Annotated in this window: 23 protein-coding genes; 12 read left to right on the top strand and 11 right to left on the bottom strand. The window is 58.7% G+C overall.

Annotation, left to right across the window (positions count from 1 at the left end):
• Positions 1 to 189: 189 nt before the first annotated feature.
• The 7 genes from tnpB to AB9K37_RS03900 form a co-directional block, all read right to left on the bottom strand.
• Positions 190 to 540, bottom strand: a complete 351-nt coding sequence (tnpB, locus tag AB9K37_RS03930; RefSeq protein WP_369835648.1) for an IS66 family insertion sequence element accessory protein TnpB — start codon at positions 538 to 540, stop codon at positions 190 to 192.
• On the bottom strand, positions 537 to 938 hold the full coding sequence (locus AB9K37_RS03925) for a transposase (protein WP_369835647.1): 402 nt from the start codon (positions 936 to 938) through the stop codon (positions 537 to 539). Before AB9K37_RS03925 ends, tnpB begins: the two co-directional genes overlap by 4 nt.
• A gap of 32 nt (positions 939 to 970) precedes the next feature.
• Positions 971 to 1,108, bottom strand: a complete 138-nt coding sequence (locus AB9K37_RS03920) for a hypothetical protein (RefSeq protein ID WP_369835646.1) — start codon at positions 1,106 to 1,108, stop codon at positions 971 to 973.
• 121 nt (positions 1,109 to 1,229) lie between these two features.
• Positions 1,230 to 2,474, bottom strand: a complete 1,245-nt coding sequence (arsJ, locus tag AB9K37_RS03915; RefSeq protein WP_369835645.1) for an organoarsenical effux MFS transporter ArsJ — start codon at positions 2,472 to 2,474, stop codon at positions 1,230 to 1,232.
• Complete coding sequence (locus tag AB9K37_RS03910) at positions 2,471 to 3,469, bottom strand: ArsJ-associated glyceraldehyde-3-phosphate dehydrogenase (protein ID WP_369835644.1); 999 nt, start codon at positions 3,467 to 3,469, stop codon at positions 2,471 to 2,473. Before AB9K37_RS03910 ends, arsJ begins: the two co-directional genes overlap by 4 nt.
• A complete protein-coding gene (locus AB9K37_RS03905) occupies positions 3,466 to 4,290 on the bottom strand; it encodes a helix-turn-helix domain-containing protein (RefSeq protein WP_369835643.1) in 825 nt (274 codons plus the stop codon). The genes AB9K37_RS03910 and AB9K37_RS03905 overlap by 4 nt, the downstream gene beginning before the upstream one ends.
• Before the next feature lie 94 nt (positions 4,291 to 4,384).
• The gene (locus tag AB9K37_RS03900; RefSeq protein WP_369835642.1) at positions 4,385 to 5,815 is read right to left on the bottom strand and encodes an alanine/glycine:cation symporter family protein; all 1,431 of its coding nucleotides are present in this window, start codon (positions 5,813 to 5,815) and stop codon (positions 4,385 to 4,387) included.
• Between the two features lie 138 nt (positions 5,816 to 5,953).
• Between AB9K37_RS03900 and AB9K37_RS03895 the strand changes: the two genes are divergently transcribed.
• A complete protein-coding gene (locus tag AB9K37_RS03895; RefSeq protein ID WP_369835641.1) occupies positions 5,954 to 6,766 on the top strand; it encodes a helix-turn-helix domain-containing protein in 813 nt (270 codons plus the stop codon).
• On the opposite strand, the gene AB9K37_RS03890 is transcribed toward AB9K37_RS03895, so the two are convergent.
• The gene (locus AB9K37_RS03890) at positions 6,763 to 7,716 is read right to left on the bottom strand and encodes an asparaginase (RefSeq protein WP_369835640.1); all 954 of its coding nucleotides are present in this window, start codon (positions 7,714 to 7,716) and stop codon (positions 6,763 to 6,765) included. The two genes, AB9K37_RS03895 and AB9K37_RS03890, sit on opposite strands and share 4 nt — an antisense overlap.
• A 394-nt stretch (positions 7,717 to 8,110) precedes the next feature.
• Here AB9K37_RS03890 and AB9K37_RS03885 point away from each other — a divergent pair, with 394 nt between their 5' ends.
• The gene (locus tag AB9K37_RS03885; protein WP_369835639.1) at positions 8,111 to 9,364 is read left to right on the top strand and encodes an AGE family epimerase/isomerase; all 1,254 of its coding nucleotides are present in this window, start codon (positions 8,111 to 8,113) and stop codon (positions 9,362 to 9,364) included.
• Here the strand turns inward: AB9K37_RS03885 and pobA are convergent.
• The 3 genes from pobA to AB9K37_RS03870 form a co-directional block, all read right to left on the bottom strand.
• Complete coding sequence (gene pobA, locus AB9K37_RS03880; protein ID WP_369835638.1) at positions 9,358 to 10,527, bottom strand: 4-hydroxybenzoate 3-monooxygenase; 1,170 nt, start codon at positions 10,525 to 10,527, stop codon at positions 9,358 to 9,360. The genes AB9K37_RS03885 and pobA overlap by 7 nt on opposite strands.
• A 106-nt stretch (positions 10,528 to 10,633) precedes the next feature.
• Complete coding sequence (locus tag AB9K37_RS03875; RefSeq protein WP_369835637.1) at positions 10,634 to 11,446, bottom strand: sugar phosphate isomerase/epimerase family protein; 813 nt, start codon at positions 11,444 to 11,446, stop codon at positions 10,634 to 10,636.
• Positions 11,443 to 13,137 carry an FAD-dependent oxidoreductase gene (locus AB9K37_RS03870; RefSeq protein WP_369835636.1) on the bottom strand — a complete coding sequence of 565 codons (1,695 nt, stop codon included), beginning with the start codon at positions 13,135 to 13,137 and terminating at the stop codon, positions 11,443 to 11,445. The genes AB9K37_RS03875 and AB9K37_RS03870 overlap by 4 nt, the downstream gene beginning before the upstream one ends.
• Before the next feature lie 120 nt (positions 13,138 to 13,257).
• Here AB9K37_RS03870 and AB9K37_RS03865 point away from each other — a divergent pair, with 120 nt between their 5' ends.
• The 10 genes from AB9K37_RS03865 to AB9K37_RS03820 all read left to right on the top strand — a co-directional run bounded on the left by AB9K37_RS03865 (position 13,258) and on the right by AB9K37_RS03820 (position 26,147).
• The gene (locus AB9K37_RS03865) at positions 13,258 to 14,166 is read left to right on the top strand and encodes a LysR family transcriptional regulator (RefSeq protein WP_369835635.1); all 909 of its coding nucleotides are present in this window, start codon (positions 13,258 to 13,260) and stop codon (positions 14,164 to 14,166) included.
• 140 nt (positions 14,167 to 14,306) lie between these two features.
• Positions 14,307 to 15,311, top strand: a complete 1,005-nt coding sequence (locus AB9K37_RS03860; RefSeq protein ID WP_369835634.1) for a Bug family tripartite tricarboxylate transporter substrate binding protein — start codon at positions 14,307 to 14,309, stop codon at positions 15,309 to 15,311.
• Between the two features lie 126 nt (positions 15,312 to 15,437).
• Complete coding sequence (locus tag AB9K37_RS03855) at positions 15,438 to 16,016, top strand: tripartite tricarboxylate transporter TctB family protein (protein WP_369835633.1); 579 nt, start codon at positions 15,438 to 15,440, stop codon at positions 16,014 to 16,016.
• Complete coding sequence (locus AB9K37_RS03850; RefSeq protein ID WP_369835632.1) at positions 16,013 to 17,530, top strand: tripartite tricarboxylate transporter permease; 1,518 nt, start codon at positions 16,013 to 16,015, stop codon at positions 17,528 to 17,530. The genes AB9K37_RS03855 and AB9K37_RS03850 overlap by 4 nt, the downstream gene beginning before the upstream one ends.
• On the top strand, positions 17,530 to 18,381 hold the full coding sequence (locus AB9K37_RS03845; protein WP_369835631.1) for a shikimate dehydrogenase: 852 nt from the start codon (positions 17,530 to 17,532) through the stop codon (positions 18,379 to 18,381). The genes AB9K37_RS03850 and AB9K37_RS03845 overlap by 1 nt, the downstream gene beginning before the upstream one ends.
• Complete coding sequence (locus AB9K37_RS03840; protein WP_369835630.1) at positions 18,381 to 20,267, top strand: bifunctional sugar phosphate isomerase/epimerase/4-hydroxyphenylpyruvate dioxygenase family protein; 1,887 nt, start codon at positions 18,381 to 18,383, stop codon at positions 20,265 to 20,267. The genes AB9K37_RS03845 and AB9K37_RS03840 overlap by 1 nt, the downstream gene beginning before the upstream one ends.
• 193 nt (positions 20,268 to 20,460) lie before the next feature.
• The gene (locus AB9K37_RS03835) at positions 20,461 to 20,769 is read left to right on the top strand and encodes a hypothetical protein (RefSeq protein ID WP_369835629.1); all 309 of its coding nucleotides are present in this window, start codon (positions 20,461 to 20,463) and stop codon (positions 20,767 to 20,769) included.
• Entirely contained in the window at positions 20,769 to 22,010 is a 1,242-nt protein-coding gene (locus AB9K37_RS03830; protein WP_369835628.1) for a methyl-accepting chemotaxis protein, read from the top strand. The genes AB9K37_RS03835 and AB9K37_RS03830 overlap by 1 nt, the downstream gene beginning before the upstream one ends.
• A gap of 462 nt (positions 22,011 to 22,472) precedes the next feature.
• Positions 22,473 to 24,842 carry a substrate-binding domain-containing protein gene (locus AB9K37_RS03825; protein WP_369835627.1) on the top strand — a complete coding sequence of 790 codons (2,370 nt, stop codon included), beginning with the start codon at positions 22,473 to 22,475 and terminating at the stop codon, positions 24,840 to 24,842.
• Between the two features lie 21 nt (positions 24,843 to 24,863).
• Positions 24,864 to 26,147, top strand: a complete 1,284-nt coding sequence (locus tag AB9K37_RS03820) for a hypothetical protein (RefSeq protein WP_369835626.1) — start codon at positions 24,864 to 24,866, stop codon at positions 26,145 to 26,147.
• The last annotated feature ends 23 nt before the right edge of the window (positions 26,148 to 26,170 follow it).

Below are 26,170 nucleotides of genomic sequence, written 5' to 3'. Positions count from 1 at the left end.
CCTCACAGAATTGGCCTGACGGCCAATGCGCCTTGGACCGGGCTTGCTATATGAGGGCCGCACGCTCCAAGGCGCTCGCCCCAAACTGGCCGACTTTTGCTCCGCCACAATGGCCGAATTTTACTCCGCCGTTGACACCATACCACAGGCGCCCCGGATCCCCAATAAAAACGGGCGCTTTGCAGCATATTACCCAGCTTTTGTAGGGCGTTGCGTCCAACGCGGGTTGCGCCAGTCAATCCCTTCGAGAAGATAACCGAGTTGCGCCGCAGAGACCGGCACAGCGGTGCCGGACTGGCTGACAGGCCAGATGAATTTACCTGCTTCCAGCCGCTTGAGATAGAGCGACATACCAACGCCGTCATGCCAGAGAACCTTGATCAGATCGCCTTTGCGACCCCGAAAGCAGAAGATCTCTCCACCATGGGGATCGCGCCCAAGTCCTTGCTGGATCTTCAGCGACAGCGTGTTCAAGCCGCACCGCATGTCCGTGACCCCTCCTGCGATCCAGACCGTGACGCCTGCCGGAAACGCGATCATTGCGGATCCACCACACAAAGCAGCCCCGCAAGCGTCGCCGGCGCAATGCTTGCAGGAGCCGTCAGCCGCCGCCCATTGGCCAGAACTATCTCGATCGTCCCATCGCTGCGGTCCTGATCTGTCTCGGGCTGAACTGGGATGGGGCTTTCCGGAACCAACTGAACGAATGTGTCTTGGTCAGCGCCCTCACACAACGTCCCTTCGCGACACGCCCGCCGCCACAGGCTGAGCAGTGATCGCGACACCCCGTAGCGGCGCGCGGTGGCTGACCCCTCCCGGACCCCTTCAAAGCTCTCTTCGACAATCCGGAGCTTGTCTTCATCAGACCAATGCCGCCGACGCGGCGTGTCCTCCGGTGATAAAATCTCGACGTTGGGAAAGTTGCTTAAAAATGACATAAGCCATGCCTTAAGCCTAATTCCTAAATGCGCTAAGACGCTCCTCGCCGAAGGCGTACCAGAAGCGCGCCAAGATCCCCACTCAGGTCGATCGCATACCCGTCACGTGCGTCCGGGATCAGCATAAGCTTCTCGATCAGCCCGCGAAGGCTCTCCCAAATCTCAACCATCTCACGACGATCCCCCAAGAGAACGGATAAAGGCCGTGACTTCGTAGGGGGCCGCTCGGCAGCAGCCCTCTCACAAACCCCTCAAATTCCCAATCCTGAATCAGGTACCGGCGGCCAGACCTCAGCTCAGCCGTAAGCGTCCTGCAGCCAACGCGGACAGAAGCACGAGCGCAGTCGCTGTCCCAAGCAGTAATGGAAGACCGCCAACCTGATATGAAAAACCAGAGAATAACGTGCCGAGGAGGCGGCCCGATGCATTTGCCATATAATAGAATCCGACATCCATCGTCACGCGCTCGGATCCAGTAAAGGACAATATGAGATAGCTGTGCAGTGATGAGTTCACTGCGAACACGGCGCCAAAACAAAGCAAACCAACAATCAAAATACTCGTCAGCCAGATCGAAGGCTCCCCAGAGAACAGAACGATGCTTGTGAGCGCTCCGGGCACTAAGGCAAGGAGAAGTGCCCACCGACGTGCATCAGAAATCAGATCCGCTTCTGAGCGTGACGCGGCCTTTAAGATCTGCGGTGCGAACCCCTGAACCAAACCGTATAGGATGATCCAGACGGCCATGAAGCTCCCGATCATAAAGAACGCCGCACGGTTCCCTGCCTCGGACCCATCAGACAAAACACCGTAGAAGTAAATCGGGATCCCAACCACAAACCAGACGTCCCTCGCACCGAAGAGGAACAGTCGCGCAGCAGACAGCCAATTCACGTTGGCTGACTTCGAGAACACTTCAGAGAATTTAGCACCTTTGCGGCCAGTGGGTAGCCCAGAGGGCATCGTGAAGATGATGACAATCAGGATCAGCAAGAGGATCGCCGCCATCAGATAGGTGGCCGCCACAAAACCAAGTGTTGCGAGCATCAGCGCACCAAGAAGGAAACCCGCACCTTTGACTGCGTTTTTGGAACCGGTCAACACGGCGACCCAGCGGAAAAGGCCGTCGCCAGACGGTGCGAGCAATTTGACAGCAGATTTTGACGACATTTTCGCAAGATCTTTGGCGACGCCGCTGGCGCCTTGGACACACATCACATAAGCGACCGAGACTGCGATGGACCATGCCGGATCCAGCTGTGCGAGCGCCAGCAATGCCAGCACCTGTATCCCGAGGCCAACATACAGCGTAGAGGTCAGCCCAAACCGCGCTGCAATCCAGCCTGCGGACAGGTTGGTGATCATTCCGGCAATCTCGTAGAGCACAAAGAGGTAAGCCAGTTGGACGGGGCTGAAACCCAATGTGTGAAAGTGCAGAAGCACCAGCATCCGCAGCGCCCCATCCGTCAGCATAAAAGCCCAATAGGCGGCAGTGACCGCGATGTATGCGGACAGGCCTTCGGGACGCGTGCTCACAGGCTGGCTCCGACCATCAGGGCAACGTCGGCGAGGCGGTGTGCGTAGCCCATCTCGTTGTCATACCAAGCGTAGATTTTGACCTGAGTGCCGTTGATCACCATGGTCGACGGTGCATCCACAATCGAGGAACGGACGTCGTTGGTGTAGTCGGTGGACACCAGCGGGCGTGTCTCGTAGCCCAGAATACCAGCCAATTTGCCCTCGGACGCGGCTTTGAACAGGGCATTGACCTCATCGGCGGTTGTCTCGCGCTCCACCTCGAACACGCAATCGGTGAGCGAGGCATTCAGCAGAGGTACACGGACAGCATGGCCGTTCAATCGGCCCCGGAGTTCGGGGTAGATCAGCGTGATCGCCGTGGCGCTGCCCGTTGTGGTGGGGATCAATGAGTTCAGCGCCGAGCGGGCGCGGCGCAGGTCTTTGGCGGGGCGGTCCACGATGGTCTGGGTGTTGGTCACGTCGTGGATTGTGGTGATCGAGCCGTGCTTGATCCCGAGGTTTTCGTGGATCACCTTGACCACCGGGGCGAGACAGTTGGTGGTGCAGCTGGCGGCAGTAACGATCTGGTGCGTCTCCGCGTCATAGACATCGTTGTTCACGCCGTACACGATGTTCGCCGTAGGGCCGTCTTTGACAGGGGCCGAGACGACGACTTTTTTCACGCCCGCCTCGAAATAAGGAGCCAGCTTGGCTTCGCTTTTGAAAACGCCGGTGCAGTCGATAACCACGTCGACGCCGTCGAGCGGCAGGTCGTTCAGGTCAGATGTCCCGACAAAGGGCAGGCGGGTTCCGTCGATGGTGACACTGTCCGCATCATGGCTGAACGCGGCGTCCCAGCGGCCGTGGACGGTGTCGAATTCCAGCAGGTGCGCGTGCATCTCGGGATCGCCCACTGCGTCGTTGATCCATGCGATGTCTGCGCCGCGCTCTAGTAGTGGTTTCAGGGCAAGCTTACCGATGCGGCCAAGGCCGTTCAGTGCGTATGTGGTCATGCGTCATAGTCCTCTGGTAGGCGGGCGATGAAGTCGACCGCGCTTTGCATGGCGATCCGGTCCATCGAGTCGAGGCGGAGTTGTACGAAGGCAGCGATGCGTTGGCGCAGTGCAATGAAGGTTTGCTGGAAGGCGGCTTGCATGTCTGCGCCATCTGCAACCAGACTGCTTGGGTCGGGTAGACCCCAATGGCCATTGATGGGCTGCCCCTCCCATGTCGGGCATTCTTCGTTGGCGGCATGGTTGCAGACGGTGAACACGAAATCCATCTCTGGGGCGGTGTGCCCATAGAAAGCGTCCATGTGTTTGGGCGAGAGCCCGACAGCCGTAATTCCGTTCGCCTCCAAAGCCTGCAGAGCATTCGGATTCACTGAATCTCGCGGGTGGGTGCCGGCCGAGTAGGCTTTGAAGCGGTCGCCGGCCATGTCCCGCAGAATTGCCTCTGCCATGATTGAGCGCGCGGAATTGCCGGTGCACAGGAACAGCACGCTTCTCTTGCCGCTGGTCTGCGGTACAGGGACTGGGGCGCACATTTCGGGGCGGCCACGGCAGCAGTCGATCAGCAGATAATCAAAGGTCTGTCGCACAGTCTCCATATCCACAGAGTACATCAGCGAGGTGCCCGCACGTTGCTGTGTCACCAGCCCGACCTGCATGAGCGAAGACAGGTAGGTGGACAGGGTGCTGGCCTTCAGGTCCAAGGCTCCTGCGATTTCCCCCGCAGGCAATCGGTCCGGATAGCGGCGCATGAGCAGGCGGAACAGGGCCAGCCGCGCAGGGTGCCCCAGAATAGCAAGACGATCGGGAATCATTTTTTCCATATTTCAGGTATATCCGAAATATGACTGTTGGAGCGTGAAATTTTTGTAACGCCGCAATAAAAAAGGGCCACCCGAGGGTGGCCCTAAGTTTGGCTTAGCCGTTGTGGCCGCGCCATGCTGTGCGGTCGATATCGAGATCCGCAAAGTCATCGGGGTTCAGGACAGGGCGTTCGATCCCGTCCTTGAGTTGTTCTCGGAAGTCGCGCAGCAGGCGCATCGCGACAGGGAAGAGCATCATGATCGCAAGCAGGTTTACCAGCGCCAGAATGCCCATCATCGGGTCCGAGAAGAAGAAGAAGACGGCGGTTGCTCCGGGTGCGACGGCGCCAACGAAAACAATGCCCATGATCGCCAGACGGAAGCCGACCAGAACCGCTTTGCTCTGGGTCATGAAAGTCAGAGCGTTTTCGCCAAGGTAGTAGTTGTAGATGATCGACGAGAAAGCAAAGAGCAGGATCGCCAGTGTCAGGTAGTACTGCGCCCAATCTCCAAGGTGGAAGACGATCGACTGCTGTGTCAGCGCGACACCGTCGATGCCTTCGGCGCCCGGAACGTAGACGTCACCCAGCAGGATCACGAACGCGGTGCACGAGCAGATCAGGATCGTGTCGATAAAGACCGAGAACGCCTGCGTGATGCCCTGGCTGATCGGGTGACGCACATCTGCAGTCGCCGCGACGTTGGGGGCAGAGCCCAGACCGGCCTCGTTCGAGAACAGACCGCGACGCAGACCTTGGGCAATCGCTGCACCCATGCCGCCGCTGACGGCTTCTTCCCAGCCGAATGCGTTGCGCACGATGGTGGTGATTACGGCGGGGATGTCACCGATGTTCATAACGATCACAACCAGCGCCATCAGGATGTAGCCGATTGCCATGATCGGAACGACCACGTCAGATGCTTTGGCAATGCGGTGAATGCCACCAAAGATGATGAAGCCAGAGATCACAGCCAACGCCAGACCGGTCCACAAACGGTCCACACCCAGCGAGTCCTGTACAGCGCCCGCGACGGTGTTGCCTTGGAATGCGTTGAAGCCGAGGCCGAACGCCGCGATCAGGCAGACCGCGTAGACAACCGCCAGCCATTTGTAGGACGCGCCGAGCCCATGCATGATCGCAGTCGCCGGACCACCGCGGTAGCCGCCGTCATCGGTCTTGCGCTTGAACAGCTGCGCGAGCGAACATTCCACGAGGCTGGTGGCCATGCCGACCAGTGCAATCGCCCACATCCAGAACACCGCACCGGGCCCGCCAAGGGTGATCGCAACCGCAACGCCCGCAATGTTGCCACCGCCGACACGACCGCCAACAGACACCAGTAATGCCTCGCGTGCAGAAATCTGGGAGTTGTCGTCCGAGTTGTTCTTGTTCGACAGCACGCGGAACATGCGGCCAAAGTACTCGATCTGGACAAAGCCTGTGGCGATGGTGATGAACGCGCCAAAGACGACAAGGATCGGGATCAGGGACCAACCCCATGTCAGATCGCCGATCTTGCCAAAGATCATTTCTAGAAATTCCATGAAGCCCCTCGTGGATCTGGTCTTGGTTCAGAGTTCGGGGCACCCTAATGAGCGAAACTGGGGTTACCATTTCGCTAGCTTGCGCACATGCGGTGCGACTTGTAGGCAAAGTAGCGTCAACTAGTGAAAGATGTCTCCATGTCCCGAGATTTGCCCGCCAACCTCAGGGCGCTGTGCAGTTATCATAAATCCATCGCCGAAGTGTGCCGGCAGTTGGGCATGAACCGCTCGCAGTTCAACCGCTACCTCAGCGGCGAGACGTTTCCCTCCCTGCGGATCATGCGGCGGATGTGCGATTTCTTTGGTGTCGAAGAAGCTGAACTGCTGCTGCCCCATGGACAGTTCATGGAGTTGATCCGGCTCAAGCCACAGGAATCCGGCGTGCGGGCTGAAACCAACAAAATCGCCGCAATTGCCGAAGACTTGCGCATGGGCTCGCGGACCGATCTAGACCGCTACGTGGGCTACTATTTCACCTACTATAGCTCCATGTCCCATCCGGGGATGATCTTGCGAGCGCTGACGCAGTTGTACCGTAGCCAGCACGGGATCAACGTCAAAAGCATCGAGAAGGTCGGCTTGCCTGGTCAGGCCAAGTTCACCTGCAAATACGAGGGCGCTTGCTTCTTGTTAGGGGATCGCCTGTTCTTGACCGTGATGGAGATGCTGACCCGCAACGAGGTCATGCAGATCATTCTGTATCCCAGCTATAACAACCGGATCAATTATTTGACGGGCGTTGTGACAGGGGTGGCCGCCCGTGCGCCGCGCCCGCCAGCGGCCACGCGGATGGTCTGTCAGTATCTGGGCCAAAGCCTTGATCTGCGCAAGAGCCTGAAACTGAGCGGGCTATACCAGCCAGAGGACGCATCGATCCCCGCAGAGGTGCGTGACATGCTGTCGGGCGGTCTGCATGCCGCGTCCGGCCTGATCGAGGCGCCACTGCCCTAAGCGGCGGTGTATTCGCCGCACTGGCAGGTGGTCAGGTAATCGTGCTGCGAGTCAATATTGTCGAATTGGCTCAGGGCGAATTGGATTTTGGCATAGGCCATTTCGGGTGTCATGTCGCGGCCGTCGATCACACCGGTCTCGCGCAGGATGCCGCCTGCCGCGTAGGTGCCAAGGCGAATCCCTCCCTCGGCGCACTGGGACACGGCGACGACCGGGATCTGCCGCTCTTGTGCACGGTGTAGTGCTGCGCGCAAGGCGGGCGTGTCCGGTGCCGTACCAGAGCCATAACAACGCAAGACGATGCCCGCACAGGTGTCTGCGGCAAAGCGAATGAGCTCCGTGCAGGTTCCGGGCGTGATCGAGACCATGCCGACGCGATGGTCGCCGACCCGAGCCAAAGCAAAGGCATCAGCAGCGACAGCAGGCGGGGTCGAAACGACCTCCGCCTCAAAGGCGTCGAACGCATGGGAATGGGATTTTCGCACGCGCCCGCCATGCAGCAGGTTGCCCGCAAACTGCACCCAAACGCCGGATGGGGCCTTGGTCGCGGCGCATAAGGCATCGCGCAGGTTTCGGGTGCCGTCCGTGCCTTCTACCGTCAGGGGGAGCATCGCACCGGTCACGATCACTGGCTTCTGCACTCCGCGTAGGGCAAGGCATAGTGCCGCCGCCGTGTAGGCCAGTGTATCCGTTCCGTGAGTGACCACGAACCCGTCAAAATGCTCGTAGCACTCGTGGATTGTCTGCGCGATCTTGGCCCAGTCATTCGGAGAGGCTTGGGCACTGTCGATCAGCGGATCAAAGGCGTGCACCTCCACTTCATCGGACAGGTCCCCTGAAGACTGTATCGCCTGAATGGCGGTTTCAAGCACACCTGCACTTGGAGCAAACCCTTGATCGGTCTGCACCATTCCAATCGTTCCGCCGGTATGAATCACTAACAGAGCCATGTCGTCCCCTTGTTCTTGCGGTTTTATCCCTTGGATCGCCCGGATGCGGTCAGGTGCCTTATGTTGGCGAAGTCTTCCAGATATCGCAGCCTTGGTCGATGGTGTGATTTGCAGTATCTGTGGCGTCAATTAGCGCCACAGCGCACAAGTCTCTTTGGGCGTCCTTTACTATATTGGGGATCACGGCCTTCTGAACGCGCCCATTTTCGTCGTGGTATTGCCAGTACATCTCTCAATAGCCGGGCAATGATCTCCCCCCCTCTCATGAAGTTTTTGACGAGAAGCGCACGTCCACCCTGCGGTCAAACGGACTGTGCCTCGGCTGATCCTCAATCGTCTTGAGCTGTTATCGCAAACGCGCATATTGGGGGCGATTAGAGCAGGAGCACGCCCGATGACCCATCCCGCACCCGGCCCTGAAGTTACGGGATATTGGCTGAACACCGAAGAACACCGTAACTGGCTGCAAACGCAAGCGCAGCGCCAGTTCAATTTCTTTCGCCCTGCGGTGCGCAAAGGCGGTGGGTTTCACACACAGGGATATGACGGTGCGCCTCTGCCGAGCACCCTGCAAGAGCTTCACTCGACCACGCGGATGGTCCACTCTTTCGCAATGGGGCATCTGGCAGGGCAATCGGACTGTCATGAGGTTATCGATCAGGGCATCGACTATCTGTGGAATGCTCATCGCGACGACGAATACGGCGGCTATGTTTGGGGCGTGAACGACGGCCAAGTCGCTGATGGGCGCAAATTGGCATACGGGCATGTGTTTGTGCTGCTCGCGGGCGCTTCGGCGAAGCTGGCTGGTCACCCCGACGCGGACCGCCTGATTGAGGACGCGACGTCGGTCCTCGATTTCCACTTCTGGCAAGAAGATCACGGGCTGTTCTTGGATGAATGGAACCGCGACTGGACGCCCTTTTCCAGCTATCGCGGGATGAACGCGAACATGCATGGGGTCGAGGCATTGCTCGCTGCCTACGAGGCGACTGGCCGCGAAGTCTACATAAAACGCGCTGGTCGCATTCTGGATTTCTTCATGCGCAAGATCGCGGGGCAGAATGGTTGGCGCATTCCAGAGCATTACACTGCAAACTGGCAGATCGACCGCAGTTATGACGGGGATCCGATGTTCCGGCCAAAGGGTACGACTCCGGGTCATTCGGTCGAGTGGGCGCGTTTGCTGCTACAGTACTGGGATCTGGGGGGACGTCCTGACGATGGTACACTTGGTATCGCACGGCAGGTTGTGCATCGAGCGCTAGAGGATGCTTGGGATCAGAACAATGGCGGGCTTGTCTACACGCTAAAATTTGATGGCACACCAGACATCGCGGACCGCTACTGGTGGCCCGTAACCGAAGCGATTGGCGTCCTCGCCAGTCTGATCAAGATCGATCCGAATGACGCCGAAGAGGGATGGTATCGCCGACTGTGGCAGTTCGCCGACCAGCATTTCATCGACCACGACAAAGGTGGTTGGTTTCCCGAGATCGATGCTGATGGCAAGCCCATGGCGACCCAGTTTGTGGGTAAACCGGACATTTACCACGCGCTACAGGCCACGATGTTCCCATTGACCAGTGGGGTGTCACGCTATGCCGAAGCCTTTGCGCGCACTCCGGTCTGGCCTGCCGATCAGTAGGGCAGGCCGATATAGTTTTCGGCCAGGTCGCGGCGGGCCGTTTCCGAGTCCGCCAAATGGCGCAAGGTCGATTTGCGCATCTGCTCGGCAAAACTGTCCTCGCCGTCAAAGCGGTGCAGCATCGTGGTCATCTGCCAGCTGAACCGCATTGCTTTCCAGATGCGCTGTAGGGCGCGGGCCGAGTACTCTTCGACCCCTGTGGTACTGCCGCCTTTGACCGCGTCGATCAGGGCTTGGTGCAGGTAGAACACGTCCGATGCGGCCAGATTCAGCCCCTTGGCCCCTGTGGGCGGCACGATATGCGCCGCATCCCCGACCAGGAACAGGTTCCCCCAGCGCAGGGGTTCCGAGACAAAGGACCGGAGCGGCGCGATTGATTTCTCGATCGAAGGACCCGTGACTAGACGACTGGCCGCTTCGGACGGGATGCGGCGGCTGAATTCATGCCAAAAGCGGTCGTCGGACCAATCGTCTACCGTGTCGGTCAACGGTACCTGCACGTAGTAGCGCACCAGATTTTCGTTGCGCATGGAGGCCAGTGCAAACCCATGGCGGGAGTTCGAGTAGATCAACTCGTCATGGACAGGGGGCGTGTGGGACAGAATACCAAGCCAGCCAAAGGGATACACGCGCTCGAATTCGCTTCTCTTCTCTTCGGGGATTGTTTTTCGGCTGACACCGTGGAAGCCGTCACAGCCGGCAACGAACAGACAATCAAGGCGCTTTTCCTCGCCCTCGTGGCGGAAGGTGACATAAGATTGGCTCTGGTCCAGATCATGGATCGAGACGTTCTCGACCCCGTGCAGGATTTGTGTGCCCATCTTGTCCTGCGCTGCATAGAGATCGGTGGTCACTTCGGTTTGCCCATAGACCATCACCTGTTTGCCCGTCAGCTCTCTGAAGTCGATGTGGACCATCAGGTCTTCGTCGGTCAGGTAGCAGCCATCATGTGGGATGCCCTCCGTCGCCATGCGGTCGCCAACCCCGGCCTCGCGCAGCAGATCAACCGCGCCCCATTCCAGAATGCCCGCACGGATGCGGGAGAGGACATGATCGCGCGTGGATCGCTCTAGAATAACAGTCTCAACACCCGCCTTGTTCAACAGCTGCGACAGCAACAAGCCCGACGGTCCGCCACCAATAATCGCGACCTGTGTTTTCATGGTAGACCTCCCCTGTTCGTGGCGTTGAGTGTGCCCTCGAAGGGAGAGGCCGGTAAATGGAGTGCTCCAGCCTGTTATGGTATTTTTCGTGCATTGCGCGGGTTGGTTACGCGGGGCTGACTTCTTTCAGTAGCGCGCGGGTTTTTGCGGCAAAGTCCGCGAAGGCCTTGGCGTATCCTTCAGGATCAAGCGCAGTGGGGCGCGGAATTTCTAGCCCGATCGGAACATTCGGTGCGACCTTGACGAATGCGGCCAGATCGATCTGGCCATCCCCTGGGGCAAACCGTTCCCCGCGCGCGGTGTGCAGCAACTCTTCGGTCGTGTAACTGTCCTGCACCGGAGCATCGCAGAGATGCAAGAATGGCATCCGCGCTGCGGGGATTTGCGCCAACAATTCAAGCGAGGAACCAGAGCGGTCAAAGTGCAGGCTATCGACCAACAGCCCGACGTCATCTCCGGCGGTTTGCACCACCTGCCAGCACGTCTGCAGGTCGGGCACGGATGTCCATGGAAAGAACTCCAGCACAACGCCGATGCCACGAACCTGTGCAGCCTCGGACAAGGCGGTGATCGTGTCTGCCAAGCGCGACAGGTCGTCGTCATATGGCGCGAGGATCGCTGTCTTTGCCCCAAGGTCCGCGCCACAATCAAAAAATGGCAGCAAGCTCTCGGCGGTCGTTTCCTTGGTCACTTTGACAAATTCTATGTCGTTCACGCTTAGGCCAGTGTGTCGCAGCGCGCTTTTGGTCTCCCGCATCATCTGCGCGTCCTGCCACAGGGGGTAACCGGGTGAGTCGGGCGTGACCTTGATAAGGCGTAGGCCGACAGCGTCCAGACCGGCCTTGGCGGCGGTTTCGATCAAGGTTGGCGGGCTCAACTGGATGGCGCTCAGGTGGGCGATGGACAGGGCTCTGGTCATTGGGGCGTTCCATTGGTTGCAGCGTGACGGCCTGCGATAAAGCCAAAAGTCATGGCGGGGCCAAGGTTTATGCCTCCGGCCGGATAGAACCCGCCAAACACCGAGGCGGCGTCAGTGCCTGCCGCATAGAGGCCATCAATGGTGCTGCCGTCTGCCCGCAACACTTGCGCATGTTCGTTTGTCGCGAGGCCTGCAAAGGTGCCAAAGCTGCCGGGGACCACCTCGACGGCAAAGAATGGGGCTTTGCGAATCGGGGCGACGTTGGGGTTCGGTTGCTGCTCTGGATCACCTTGCAGGCGCATGTATGGCGTCGTGCCGCGACCAAAGGCCGGATCTTCGCCGCGATCCGCGCCATCATTCCAGTCGTTGATGGTTTGGCTCAGGCCAGTGGGGTCGATCCCGCAGGCTCGCGCTAGTTCCTCTGGGGTTCGGCCCGTTTTCAGGTAGCCGCGTTTGATCCAATGACCATAGGGCAGAGGCTGGGGGCGCACGACGCCGATCCCGAACCGGCGCAGGAAGCGATGATCGCAGATCAGCCAGCTGCGGGCAGGGGTGCCATCAGGCGTCGCGCGAAGCAGCGCCTCGACATAGTCGTGATAGCCAAGCCCTTCGTTGCAGAACCGTTGACCATTGGCGAGCACGCCGATCAAGCCCGGTTTACCCCGGTCAATGATGTGGGGAAATTGCGCGACCCGCCCGTCGGGCCAGCGCACGGTGGACACTGGGCAGAACGCCGCTGGACGGGCGAGGTCGGTGCGAACATGGCCGCCAACAGCCTCGGCCAGTGCCAGGCCCGCGCCATTCGCGCTATCGACGGCCAAAGTGCGGTGCTCTTTGTCGCGCGGGAAAGTCTCGGCGCGGCGCTTTTCGTCATGGGGGTAGCCGCCGCACGCCAGAATGACCTGAGGTGCGGTGATCTGTGTACCATCAGACAGCGCAACGCCGGAAACGCGCCCCTCGGTGATCAGCAGATTGTCCACAGTCTGGCCAACGCGAATGTCCACGCCAGCCATACGGGCCGATTTCAGCAGCCGCCCGACCAGCGCGATGCCATTCCGCAAATCCATGCCGCGCCGATAAAGGGCGAGATCGCGGAAATGCCGGAGGGTGCGTTTGGTCACATAGGCAAAGGATTTGATCGACCGCGTCATAGTCATAAATGCGCGCAGGTCCGCGCCGGCCTGAATGGTCATGCCCAGAAAGGTCGTCTCGCGCACGGGTTCGCGTAGCAGCTTGATGTCATCTCCCAGATCGCGGGCATCATAGGGGCGGGCGATGACGGATCGGCCGCCGGTGCCCGAGCCTTCGATGTGGCCATAGGTGTCAGGAATGGGAAAGCCGCCGTCGAACTGGAGCGCAGTGCCGGATTCAAAGAAGCTGACCATCTCTGGTGCGGCCTCGAGAAACGCATCCACGCGCTTGGCGTCGAAGTAGTTGCCAAGTACCCCCTTGAGGTAGGCCCGAGGCGCATCGATATCTTCGTCAATTCCGGCGCGCTTTGCAGGGCCATTGCGGGGGCTCCAGATCCATCCACCGGACCAAGCGGTCGTGCCGCCCACCACAGGTTCCTTTTCGATGAGGACAACGCGTGCGCCATGTCCCGCTGCTGTGACCGATGCCGACAAACCGGCCGCGCCAGAGCCAAGGACGATCACGTCAAAGCTATATTTTGCAGGTGTATTTGTTGTCAAAGCGCTGTCCCCCATCCCCTCGATGGCGCATATTTCGAGTATTCCTTGGCATAACGTCAATTACAAGTATGTCGTTTTGCGGAACATCGTGTTAATGGGCTTGGGCAGGAGGAGAGGGACATGAAAGAAATTACCCTTCGCCAGATCGAGGTCATCCGAGCTGTAATGCTGCGCGGCACGATTAGTGGCGCGGCAGACCATCTTGGGGTCTCTGCCCCGGGGATTTCTCGGTTGATCAAGCACACCGAAGAGAGTCTTGGGATACGCCTTTTTGAACGCCGTGCCGGTTTGTTCATTCCAGCGGTTGAGGCCAGCGCCGTGTTCGATCAGATTCGCGAGGTCTATAAGGGCGTCGAAAATCTACAGCTCGCGCTCGACTCTCTGCAAAAAGGGGAGGACGTGCGACTGGCCTTCGCCTCGGCCCCGTCCGTCGCGCAGTTCATTGCGACTCGGGCAATCCGCGATCTGCGCGGGCGTTATCCGGACCTCTACATCGACCTGAATATTCTCAAGATCGAAGAAACCGTGGACTATCTGCTGCTAGAGCGCGGAGAGTTCGTAATCATGAGTTCTCCGGTTCAGAACGCGGGAATCGAGAACACCAAGATCGCCGAGGGCCGAATCGTCGTGATCGTGCCAGAGGGGCATAGGCTCGCTGAGCAGTCCGAGATATCTATCTATGATCTAGAGCACGAACCTTTGATCGGGATCGATCCATCGGATCCCTACGGTCAAATCCTTGCCAAACCGTTTGTTGATGCCGGGCTGACGATGCAGCACTCCATCCGGGGTCGCTTTGCTCAGACACTGGTGAGCTTTGTGCGGCACGGGCTGGGGGTGGCGCTGATCGACGAATTTTCCGTGGCCGAGGTGTACATGCCTGGTTTGGTGCGTAAGCCATTGAAAGAGAAGGTTGTTGTTCAGTCCTATGTGGTCCAAAAAAAGGGGCGAAACCTCTCGGCTTTTGCCGAGGATGCGATCCGTCTCTTGACCCGAGAGCTGACGGATGCCGCCAAGCATTGGCGCTAGCGCACTAATTACAAAAATAACTTCAAGTTAATGTGAGATAACTTAATGTATTTGACGTTATGCCTTGGCTTCGGCACTCTCGGGCCTTAACGGATGGCCCTGCAAGCTATCCTGAAATCATCTCATTGGGAGGAGATACCATGAAACGTTTCGCTTTCGGCGCCGTCTCGGCGCTCGTTCTTTCTGCAACTGGTGTTCTGGCGGCTGACTATCCCGCCAAGGAAATCCAAGGCATCATCCAGTGGGGTGCCGGTGGTTCGACCGATACCGTAATGCGTTCGGTCACCCCCCACGCCGAAGACGCTCTGGGTGGCACTGTTGTCATGCAGAACATGACCGGCGGCGTTGGCGCGATCGCGCTGAACTACGTCGCAACTCAGTCGACCGACGGCTACACCCTGCTGATGGGCGCGGAAAACCCGCTGCTCTACAAAGTCATGGGTCTGGGCAAGAAAGACTACACCGACTTCACCCCCATCAACCTGCTGGCACGCGGCACCCCGATCCTGGTGGCAAGCCCTGACGCGCCCTTCGATGATTACGCAGGCATGATGGCCTACATCAAAGAGAACCCCGGCGAAGTCCGCTTCGGCGCGACTGGCCCCGGCGGCCTGCCTTCGGTTGTCACCGCGATGATCGAAACTGTTGAAGGCGAGCTGGACGTGATCTCGGTTCCCTACGATGGTGATGGCCCCGCGCTGACCGCTCTGCAGGGTGGCGCGATTGACGTGATGCCCGCCGTTCTGGGTGCAGCGATCGAAGGCATCCGCGCAGGCAACATGAAGCCTCTGGCTCTGTTTGACGTCGCTGCCAACGAAAAGCTGCCCGAAGCGCCCGCGGTCACCGACTTCAACGAGACCTACAACGATTTCCTGCCTTGGGGTCCGTTCTTTGGTGTGTTCGTTGCCAAAGGTACGCCTGATGACGTCGTTGAGAAACTGTCGGCGGCATATGCCGAAGCAGCAACCAACGAAGACTTCGTTCAGTTGATGGACAACCGTGGTTTCACCATGATGAACATCTCGGGTGCCGAAGCCGAAGACTTCCTGTCGACTTGGCAGCAGAACACCACTTGGCTGCTTCAGGACGCTGGTCTGACCAAGAGCTCGCCCGAAGAGTTCGGCATCGCGCGTCCCGGCGAATAAACTAAACTGACAGATCGCCCGCTTGGCGGGCGAAGCTGCTATACTGGCGCCGCTCGTCCCTAGATGGGCGGCGTCTATCGTTCCGCAGGGCGGGCCACGCCTTGCACTAGGCTGATGGAGGAAGCCATGGAACCCGATTTTCGCGGTGATGCTGATCACCACGATGGTACGTCCGACGCCACTCCGGGTGGCTACGCAGACAGCCGTCGCCCCGGTGAACTGGCTTTCACCATTTTTCTGACCATAGCGAGCGGTGCACTTTTGTGGAACGCCTACGGTATCGCGGGCTTCGAGGCGCTGTCCTCGCCCGGTGCGATCCCTATGGCCACAGCTGCCGTCATGCTGATCTCGTCCATTGTCATTCTGGTCAAGACGGCCCGACTGAAGCTCGTGACGAACGAAACCATGTCCAAGGATATTTTGCCTTGGCTCGTGATCGTCATGTTCGTTTTGCTTGTGGCATTTGGTATCGCTCTGAAACCGCTTGGGTTTATTCCAACGGCCGCAATTTTCTTGGTCCTCTCGATGAAGCTTATGGCCCGCCGCAGCTGGCCTGTGACCTTGCTCATCGCTCTTGGATCTCTCGTGGTGATTTGGCTGATCTTCCGCATCGTGTTCACGGTGCTCTTGCCCGCAGGCATCGTGCCCGAAGCAGAGTTCATCCAGTACTTCCGCGACCTATTCTCCGCAGGAGGTGACGCATGAGCGCCCTGATGGATATGCTGATGATCTTTACAAACCCGCAGCTTTTGTTGCTGGTGGGCTTGGGCACCTTTGCCGGCGTTTATGTCGGTGCCATTCCCGGCCTTTCGGTGACGATGGCGGTGTCGATCCTGATTTCGTTCACGTTTTCTTGGGATGTTCTGCCTGCGATCTCTCTGATGATCGGTATCTACATGGGCGGCGTCTATGGAGGCTCTCGGACGGCGATCCTGCTCAATATTCCCGGTGCGCCTTCCGCGATTGCCACCGCGATGGATGGCTATCCCATGGCCAAGCGGGGCGAGGCAGGGACCGCCATCGGCGTGACCACCGTGATGTCGTTCTTTGGTGGCTTTATCGGGATCGGTGTGCTGGCTCTGGCCGCGCCCTTCGTCTCCAAGTTTGCGCTGACCTTCCAGCCACGGGACTACATGCTGCTGGCCGTTCTGGGTATTCTGCTCGTGGGGTCGCTATCGTCCGGTTCGCTGATCAAGGGAATCTTCGCAGGAGCTTTGGGAATTGGCATCGGTGCGGTGGGCATGGATCCGTTGACCTTTACCGAGCGTTTCACCTTTGACATCCCGCTCTTGACCCAAGGCATTTCGTTCATTGCCGTAATGATCGGAATGTTCGGTGTGTCCGAGGCGCTGCTTCAGCTGCATCACATCGACATGCCCGCTGTGCGTCAAAAGATCGACCGCATCATTCCGTCCTTCAGCACCGTCAAGAAACACCTGCCGCTGTCGGTCCAGACCTCCTCAATTGGTGTGATTATCGGTGCTTTGCCGGGGACGGGCGGCGATATTGCGGCGCTGATGGCCTATGACCACGCGAAACGCGTGACCAAGAATCCTGAGCGTGAATTCGGCGACGGTGCAATCGAAGGTCTTGTCGCCCCTGAAACTGCGAACAACGCGGCGGTGGGCGGTGCGTTCATCCCGATGATGACCCTTGGTATCCCCGGTGATGCGGTGACTGCGATTATGATCGGTGCGCTCTATATCCACGGTCTGAACCCCGGTCCGATGCTGATGATCGACCAGCCGCACATGTTCTGGTTCATCGTGGGCGCTCTGATCACTGCGAACTTCTTTATTCTGCTGTTCGGCTTGACCGGTATCAAGCTGTTCACCAAGATCGTGGAAATCCCTCGCGCGTTTCTGATCCCCCTGATCATGCTCTTGTCCATCGTCGGCGCCTATGCGGTGAACAACTCGATCACCGACGTCTACTGGATGCTTGGCTTCGGTGTGTTTGGCTACTTTATGCGCCACTACGGCTACCCGTTGGGACCGGTCATTCTGGGTGTGATCCTGAGCCGCCTCTTGGACGATAACTGGCGCCGTGCCATCATCTCCGAGCGCGAGGATTTGGGACGCTTCTTTGGTGGTCTCTTCTCCAGTCCGCTCTCGACCGTGTTGTTCGTTGCCGTGGTGCTGATTTTCGTTTCGCAAACCCCGCTGTGGACCAAGGGCAAAGCTATGATCTTTGGCCGTAGCAACCGGAGTGCATCGTAATGCAAGACCTGCCTGCCAAACTTCAACTTGGCCTGATCGGCGACAATATCGCCGCATCGCGCTCGCCCCTGCTGCACAAGATTGCGGGCGAGCAAAACGGGATGGACGTCAGCTATCTGCGTCTGGTCCCCCGCGAGATGGAGCAGGACTTTGACGGTGTGTTCCAGTTCGCCAAAGACAATGGCTATCGCGGGATCAATGTCACCTATCCCTACAAGGAGTACGTGACCAAATTCCTCGAAGTCGAGGACCCGCTGGTCCGCGGCATCGGCGCGTGCAACACCGTGATCTTTGGCGAAGGCACCCCCAAGGGTCACAACACCGACTACTCGGGCTTCATGTCGGCCTATCGCAGCGTGCGGGGGGATCGTGCCCCCGGTGCGGTCCTGATGATTGGCACGGGTGGCGTAGGGCGTGCGATTGCCTTTGGCCTGGTCGGTCTGGGCTGCAAGGAACTGCGCCTAGTCGACCGTGATATGCCCAAGGCAGAGGCTCTGGCCGCTGACATCCGCAAGACCGCACCCGATGTCAAAGTCGTGTGTGGCTCGAATGCCGAGGCTTTGGCCGATGGCGCGCAGGGCATCGTGAACTGCACCCCCGTGGGCATGGTCGGCTATGACGGCACCCCGCTGGCGGAATGGGCGATGGCTGGTGCGGCGTGGGCGTTTGACGCGGTCTACACCCCGCCGAACACCCAGTTCCTGACCGACGCCAAGGCTAACGGACTCGACATCATCTCCGGCTGGGAGTTGTTCTTCTTCCAAGGCGTCCATGCTTGGAAATTCTTCTGCGGCGCGCCCCTCGATGAACCTGCTCTTCGTGCGGAACTCATGACCGAAAGGACCTACTGATGAAGACCTCGATCGCCACTGTATCGGTCTCTGGCAACCTGCGCGAAAAGCTCGAAGCAATCGCTGCCGCAGGCTTCTCGGCGATCGAGATTTTCGAACAGGACTTTATCGCGGACGAAGGCACCCCACGCGATGTGGGGCGCATCGTTCGCGACCACGGGCTGGAAATTGCACTGTTCCAACCCTTCCGCGATTTCGAAGGTCTGCCCGGTGCTCTGCGCGCCAAGGCCTTTGATCGCGCCGAGCGTAAATTCGATCTGATGCAGGAATTGGGCACCGATCTGGTGCTGTTCTGCTCGTCGGTGCATCCGCAGGCATTGGGCGGTATCGACCGCGCTGCCGAGGATTTCGCTGAACTTGGGGAGCGCGCGGCCAAGCGCGGCATCCGCGTCGGCTACGAGGCTTTGGCGTGGGGCACCCACGTCAACGATCACCGCGATGCGTGGGAAATCGTGCGCCGCGCAGATCACCCGAACATCGGTCTGATCGTGGACAGTTTCCACACCCTAGGCCGCAAGATCGACCCGAACACCATCCGCCGCATCCCCGGTGACAAGATATTCTTTGTCCAGCTGGCAGACGCGCCGATGATCGAAATGGACCTGCTGTACTGGTCCCGCCACTTCCGCAACATGCCGGGCGAGGGTGATCTGGCCGTCACTGACTTCATGCGTGCCGTTGTCGCAACAGGGTACACCGGTCCCGTCAGCCTCGAGATTTTCAACGACCAGTTCCGGCAGGGCAACCCTAAGACCGTGTCTCGCGATGGATACCGTTCGCTGATCAACCTGATGGACGACGTACGCCGTCAGGAACCCGAAGTCGCGATGCCCCTGCCAAAGCTGCCGCCCAAGGTCGAGGTTTCTGGCACGTCCTTTGTCGAGTTCGCTTCGCGGGGAGATGACGCAGAGAAGTTGCGTAAACAGCTTGAGGTTCTAGGCTTTGCCAAGACTGGCCAGCACGTCGACAAGAAAGTCGCGCTCTGGCAGCAGGGCGATATCCGCGTGATTATTAACGAAGAGCCCCACGATTTCGCGGGCTCGGCCTATAATATGCATGGCACTTGCGTGTGCGATTTCGGTTTGGACGTCGGATCTGCGGCAGACACTGTTACCCGCGCCAAAGCGTTGGGTGCGACCATGTTCTCGCAGCCCCTGTCCGAAGGACAAATCGACATTCCAGTGATCCGTGGTCTCGGGGGCAGCTTGCTGCACTTCCTTGATCACTCCGAAAAGCTGGCCCCTGTTTGGGATCAGGAGTTCGCACCTGTCCAAGCTGACACCTCCGGCGTGGGCTTAAAGCATGTGGACCACGTCGCGCAGACCATGACCTATGACGATATGCTGTCATGGTCGCTGTTCTACACCTCGCTCTTTGACATGAAGCAGTCGCCAATGTTCGACGTGACCGACCCTGACGGTCTGGTACGGTCGCGCGCGATGGAGGCCAAGTCCGGCAAGTTCCGCATCACCTTAAACGGCGCGGAAACCCACCGGACGCTGGCGGGCGCATTCCTAGCGGATAGCTTTGGCGCACCGGTCCAGCACATCGCATTGGCGACCGATGATATCTTTGTCACAGCGCAGAAGTTGGCCGATCGCGGGTTCGCGACTTTGCCGATCTCGGGCAACTACTACGATGACCTCGCCGCACGGTTTGACATTGACCCGGACCAATTGGCGACCATGAAAAAGTTGAACATCCTTTATGATCGGGACGATCAGGGAGAGTTCTTCCAAGTCTACAGCCAAGCGATTCCCGGCGGCCTATTTGTCGAGGTGCTGGAACGTCGCAATGGTTACGCAGGATACGGTGCGCCCAACGCGCCAATGCGTATCGCCGCCCAAAAGCGGCTGGCGCGGTCAAAAGATATGCCAAGAAACTAAAGCCTTCTCCTCGGTCGAACAAACAAACAGGTGCCAAACGGCGCCTGTTTTTCTTTTGTTTTCAATGGGGCAGGTCCTAATGGGGATGTTTGGACAGCAACTTGGTCAGTGCATTCTAACCCGATTGGATGAGCGTCTGGCGCATAAGTCGGGACCCGATTGATCGCATTGAAGCGTGCAGTAAACAGACTACATGCGAAACCTTAACCCTGCGCCCCTTCTAGCTCTCGGACTGATCGCCATTCTCTTTGCAGAACTGGCAAGCGTTGCCGTGGCTGCTGTGCCTGATGATGCGGAACTCGTGCTCGTGGTCTCGCCGCCGTGGCGCGGTGGCCCCGAGGCGATTGTCGCAGCCGCTGGCGGTTCGGTCGTTGGTCCGACCAACGCTCCGCTTGCTGTGGTGGCAACTGACGCGACGCCCGCTGCGTTCAAAGACGCAGGTGCATGGTTTCTGCTTGACCCCAAAAACGTTCCATTCCTCTGCGCAACGGAAACACCCTGATGAGTACTGACGACACCACATCCTCCAAGGAAAGCGCCATCGCGCTGACCCGAAAAGTGGCCATGGGCATGTCCCCCATTGCGCCGATCGCTGCATTTCTGGTTGGCGGCAACCTGACCGCTGAACTGATCGCGGCCTCGGCCTTGCTGGCGGTAGCCTTTGCTTCGAACCGCGTGGCGGTGAAGTCGCAAGCTGTGGTTCTAGCGGTGGTGCTGATCGGCCAGTGTGTGGCGTTCACCTCGGCCTTTGCGGGGCATCCGTGGCAGCTGGACTCACACATGCTGTTCTTTGCCGTTCTCGCGATTATCGCGACTATGGGCAGCATCCCTGCTTTGCTGGCGGGTGTCGCGGTGACAGCTGGTCATCACCTCGCTTTTGGTCTGCTTGCCCCTTCGCTGGTCTTTCCGAGCTTAGAAATGATGGACGCACTGGGGCGTGTCGTATTTCATGCGGCCATCGTGATCTTTGAGGCAGCGATCCTGCTATGGTCCATGGCGCGCTCGCAAAAGGCCGAGGCACTGATCATTTCTGGCCGTGAAGAGCTTAGCAAGTCTGCTGCTGCCGCTGAAGAAGCGCAGGTTGAGGCAGAAGCTGCTCGGGAGCAGGCGCTTGAAGTCGCGGCGCGCACCCGTAAAGAAGGCCAGAAAGCCGCTGTTGCAGTCGAAGAGATTTCCGCCGCAGCTAGTGCCGCCGCTGATACCGCCGGCAATGCACGGACCGTCGTGGAACAGACCCGCTCCTATGCAGAGGGGTCCGGCGATGTTGTGAACCGTGCCATGGATGCGATGGCAGCGATCAAGACTTCGTCCGCGGAGATTGATACAATCATCACTGTGATCGACGAGATTGCGCGCCAGACCGACCTGCTGGCTCTGAACGCCGCCGTTGAATCGGCACGCGCGGGTGAAGCGGGCCGAGGCTTTGCGGTTGTTGCCCAAGAAGTCCGTAAGCTGGCGCAGCGCTCGGCGGATGCGAGTCAGCAGATCCGCAATCTTGTGACGACATCATCCGAACAGGTCTCTGAGGGTGTGGAGCTGGTTGGCGAAACCGGCGAGGCGCTGAACCAGATCCTTGGTGCGGTTTCGGAGTTGTCAGAACTGATGAGCGGCATCGCAGAGAATGCTAAGCAGCAGTCCGAAGGCTTGAACCAAGTTAGCGTCGCGATCTCCCAGATCGACACCATTTCCGAGGATGACACGCGCCAGACCATCACGTCTCGGCCGTCTCTCGCTCTGGCATAATCTGGTTGATTCACCTTGAATTCTGGAAGCGCTCGTGCACCCGCACGGGCGCTTTCGCGTTTCATGCGATCGGGGGGGCAGAGATCCGTGGTAATATTGCCGCAGCCTTCGATTTCACTCTGCGGGCCTGCCAAAAGTTTAGTCTGGAATTTCCATTTGGCGTCGGGCCATTAGGCAAGATGCTGTTTCTCTACGCGTTATTGTAACGCTCATAATTTCACCGAAATTTGAATACTGTTGCACTTTTTGGTTGCAAAGAAAGAATCTGTCGCCATGCTTCGAGACAAGGAAACTAAGCATTTTCCTGTCGTAGAAATGTAATAATTTATTGGGATTTGTCGGGGGAATTCCTAAGGCGGTGGCGCTGATCCAGCCTGCGATCTGCAATTATAAATTGCAGGCGGCTGTTTCTTTTTGCCCGGCGTCCGGATTGTCTCGCCGCAAAATGTCAAAGGACTTTTGATGTTTAAGACTATCGCTACCGGTTTTACGTGTTCGCTGATTGCTGCGCTGCTCACGTCGACAGCAGCCGTGGCTCAGGACAAGATGACGTTCGCGACCAGCCAGCCGTATGGCCTGATTTCCGGTTCTGACCTGCCCGATGGCGGCGTGGGTACTTTGGTATTCCAGCACATTCTGGATAAAGCCGGAATTGCATCGGATGTTACTTTTGCCCCGAGTTGGGGTGAGGCCGAAGAAGGTGCCCGCCAGAGCAATTATAACGGCGCGTTTCCTTTCTACTACACTCTGAGCCGGTCTCTTTCTTTCCGCTACACCGATGCCGTTCTTGCTGTCGGAGAACGCCTGTATTCCAACGACACGCGGCTCGGGTCTCTGGATGATCTGAAAGGGCAGGATCTGTGCTACCCTGCGGGCTACGATCTGGCGACATCGTTGCAGCTACGGGTCGATGGCGGGGATTTCGCCCGTGTCACTGCCGATGACATGAATGCATGTTTTGAAATGCTGGCGAACAAGGACGTCTTTGCCGTTCTCGCAGACCAGAGCGAGGCAGGGTTTGTTCTGAACTTCGCCGAATATGACGTCTCTTCTGTTCGCGAAAGCTCTTTTGATCTGGCGCGCCGTACCCTGCACTTGATCTTGCCCTTCGATGCCCCGAATGCCGAAGAGGTCGTGACCGCATTCAATGCAGCTTTGGCCGAAGCCCGCGAAAGCGGCGAGCTGGAAGCTCTGGTCAAAGACCGGATTGATGTGGACCTCATGCCAGTGAGTGCGACGGATTACCGTTTGAAGTCGGCGGTCGATGCAACGCTGAAGCTACATGACGGCTCTCGTCAGACTGGCCGCATTCTGGAGTCTGCGCCCGGCCGCTATGATGTGAACACCCAGTATGGCCCTATTACCTATCCGCGCAGCATCATCGCCGATATCTGCCCTGTGAATGCCTGTCCGGGTGACGAGGTGGTCGCCGCTGCACCTGCCGAGACCGCGCCGGTAGAAGTCGCCGAAGCCGTGGCCGAGGATGTGGCTGAAGCGACCGTTGCCGAAGATGTGGTCGCAAGCCTTCAGCCGAACACACTGCGCTTGCAAGGCTCGAATACCATCGGCGCACAACTTGCTCCGGCTTTGATTGAAGCGTGGGTTGCCCATGAAGGTGCAGAAATTGGGGCTTGGGTTCTCGGCGAGGAAAACGAGCGCGCCGTGGAAATCCAAGGAACTTTGCCGGGCGGTGCCAGCGAGGTCACTCTCGCTGCGCATGGCAGCTCGACGGGTTTCCGCGCGATGCTTGAAGGCGCGGCAGATATTGCAATGGCCTCGCGTCGGATCAAAGAGACCGAACGCAATGACCTGATGGTTGCCGGCTATCCCGATCTTCTGGCTGATGATGCCGAGGGAGAGGTGATTGTGGGTCTAGATGGCGTTGCCGTCATCGTTCACCCCGAGAACCAAATCCGCGAGCTGAGCATTGATCAGGTTCGCGAGGTTTTTGCGGGCTCCATCACCAACTGGTCCGAGCTCGGTGGTCAGGATTTGCCGATCGTTGTGCACACCCGCGATGGCAAGTCTGGCACCTTTGACACGTTTGAGTCGTTGGTCATGAATGACCTGCCGATGGTCGGCTCTGCTCGGGAATTCGAGTCGAATGCGAACCTGTCTGATGCTGTGCGCGCAGAGCCGGGTGCGATCGGCTTTACCGGTCTGTCCTATGTGCGCAACGCCAAAGCGCTGCCGCTGAAGGTCTGTGACGCGATCCACAGCCCAACAGGCTTCTCGGTCAAGACCGAAGAATACCCGCTAAGCCGTCGTCTTTACATGTACGAGAACACTCAGAGCGACGCTGCGGACGTGAATGCCTTTACCGACTTCGTAGTGGATGAGGGGCAGGAGATCGTCGCAGAGAACGGATTTGTCGACTTGAACCTTGGTGTTCGCACCGGATGGGAATCTGTCGATGCATTGGCGAACATTCAGTTCATGGCCCACCAGAATGGACCAGTTGTCCGCGATTACGTTCTGACTGTTCGGGACATGGACCGGCTTAGCGCGACCTTCCACTTTGTGACCGGTGAATCTGCCTTGGATGCTCGCTCGGTCAGCGATCTGTCCCGATTGGCAGAATGGGCGCAACAGCCCGAAAACGCAGATCGCAAGCTGGTGTTTGTGGGCTTCGCAGACAACCGAGGGGGTTACGAAATCAATCTCGAGATCTCTCGTAAACGTGCCGAGAGCGTTGCCAACGCACTGCGTCAGCAGTTGGGGCGCGATGTGGAAATCGAAGTCATGGCTGTCGGCGAAGATGTGCCCGTCGCGTGCAACGACGAGAATGGTTTTGACAAAAACCGCCGCGTCGAAGTTTGGGCCTCGCGCTAAGCGCAGAAAGGGGAGTTTGTAATGCGTGTTCTGTTTATAACAGCCTGTGTGCTCGCGCTCTGCGGAATGATGCAGCAGGCAACGGCTCAGGCATCTACCGATCTGGTCGAGGAGGGAGAAGTTCGTCAGGCGGTGCGCATTGATGCTCCGTCCGAGCTGCCACAAGAGGCGACGGCCCCTGCGTCGCCTGTAACGGACGGAGGGGCCGGCCTGGCCCTTCCTAACAGTTTTGATGAGCCTAAACTTGATATTAAGTCCGTGGCTCAGGCACCAGCGCCAGCTCCGGTGCCGGCAACAGAAAGCTCGCCAGAGCCGGTGATGCCTGCGTGCGATGATCCTCAGACCGTTCAAATGGTAGAAGAAAATGGTGCCCTGCGGGTGCTGGTCTCTCCGATCTGTGCAGAGCAGGTGCGGCTGTCGCTGACCGATCGTGAGGGTGCAATCGCGAAGCCAGCATTTGATGTGATCGACCGCACGTTGCGCGTGGATTTGCCCTGCGGGCGCAGGTTCAAGACACTGAAATTGCTTGCGGACTATCAACCCATTTCCGTAGCATTATCTCCTCGAGAGGTGCCGTGCACCGAAGAGGTGGTTCAAGTGGCGCAACCCGTAGCCCCGCCAGCCCCAGTTGGATCAAGCTCTTGCGGCAATGCTTTTGAGGCCACAATCGACGATGGCATCCTGTCAGCCGCCTTCACTGGATGCACGGCAGGCGAGACCATCACGCTCTCCTATCGCGGGGTGAGCTTTGAAACGCTTGCCGCCGAGGATGGCAGCGCAGTCTTGCGTCTGCCCTTGCTCGCGCCACAATCGCAAGTTGAGACAGCCGATGGGGCGATCCATGACGTCACGTGGCCCGAAGCAAACCAGACGATCCGCGTTGTTCTGGCGTGGAGCAGCTCGGTGGATCTGGACCTGTATGTTCTAGAGCCCGGTGTTAGCTACGATACCTTCGAAGCCGAGCCGCACGTCTCGCGCGAGGGCGCTGCGTTTGGAACCGCAGGTCAGATGGTCGTGACATCGGACGGCGCGGATGCTGCCACCTTCGAGGTATACGATAGCCCCCAAAACGCAGGTTTGCAGGGCATGGGCGCAGTCGTTGTCGCGGACGTGAGCCGAGGGATGACGCCATCGGGCGCCTTCTGCGAAGGCGGCGATCTGGCGGGGCCAGAATTTCGGGTCTTGATCGGCGGCGCAGAAGCCCCCGATCAGGCGCGCTTTGCCTTTGAAAAAGCCGAGTGTGGCAGCGAGCTGACCCGAGGACAGTACTATCGACGCGTCAATGACATCCGCCCCTTCTGGTAGGGGTATTGAAACTAGAGCGAACA

It is taken from the genome of Donghicola sp. XS_ASV15 (assembly GCF_041224595.1).
Lineage (GTDB): Bacteria > Pseudomonadota > Alphaproteobacteria > Rhodobacterales > Rhodobacteraceae > Donghicola.
The sequence above is the reverse complement of the archived record's forward strand: the minus strand, read 5'-3'. Positions and strand labels throughout refer to the sequence as shown.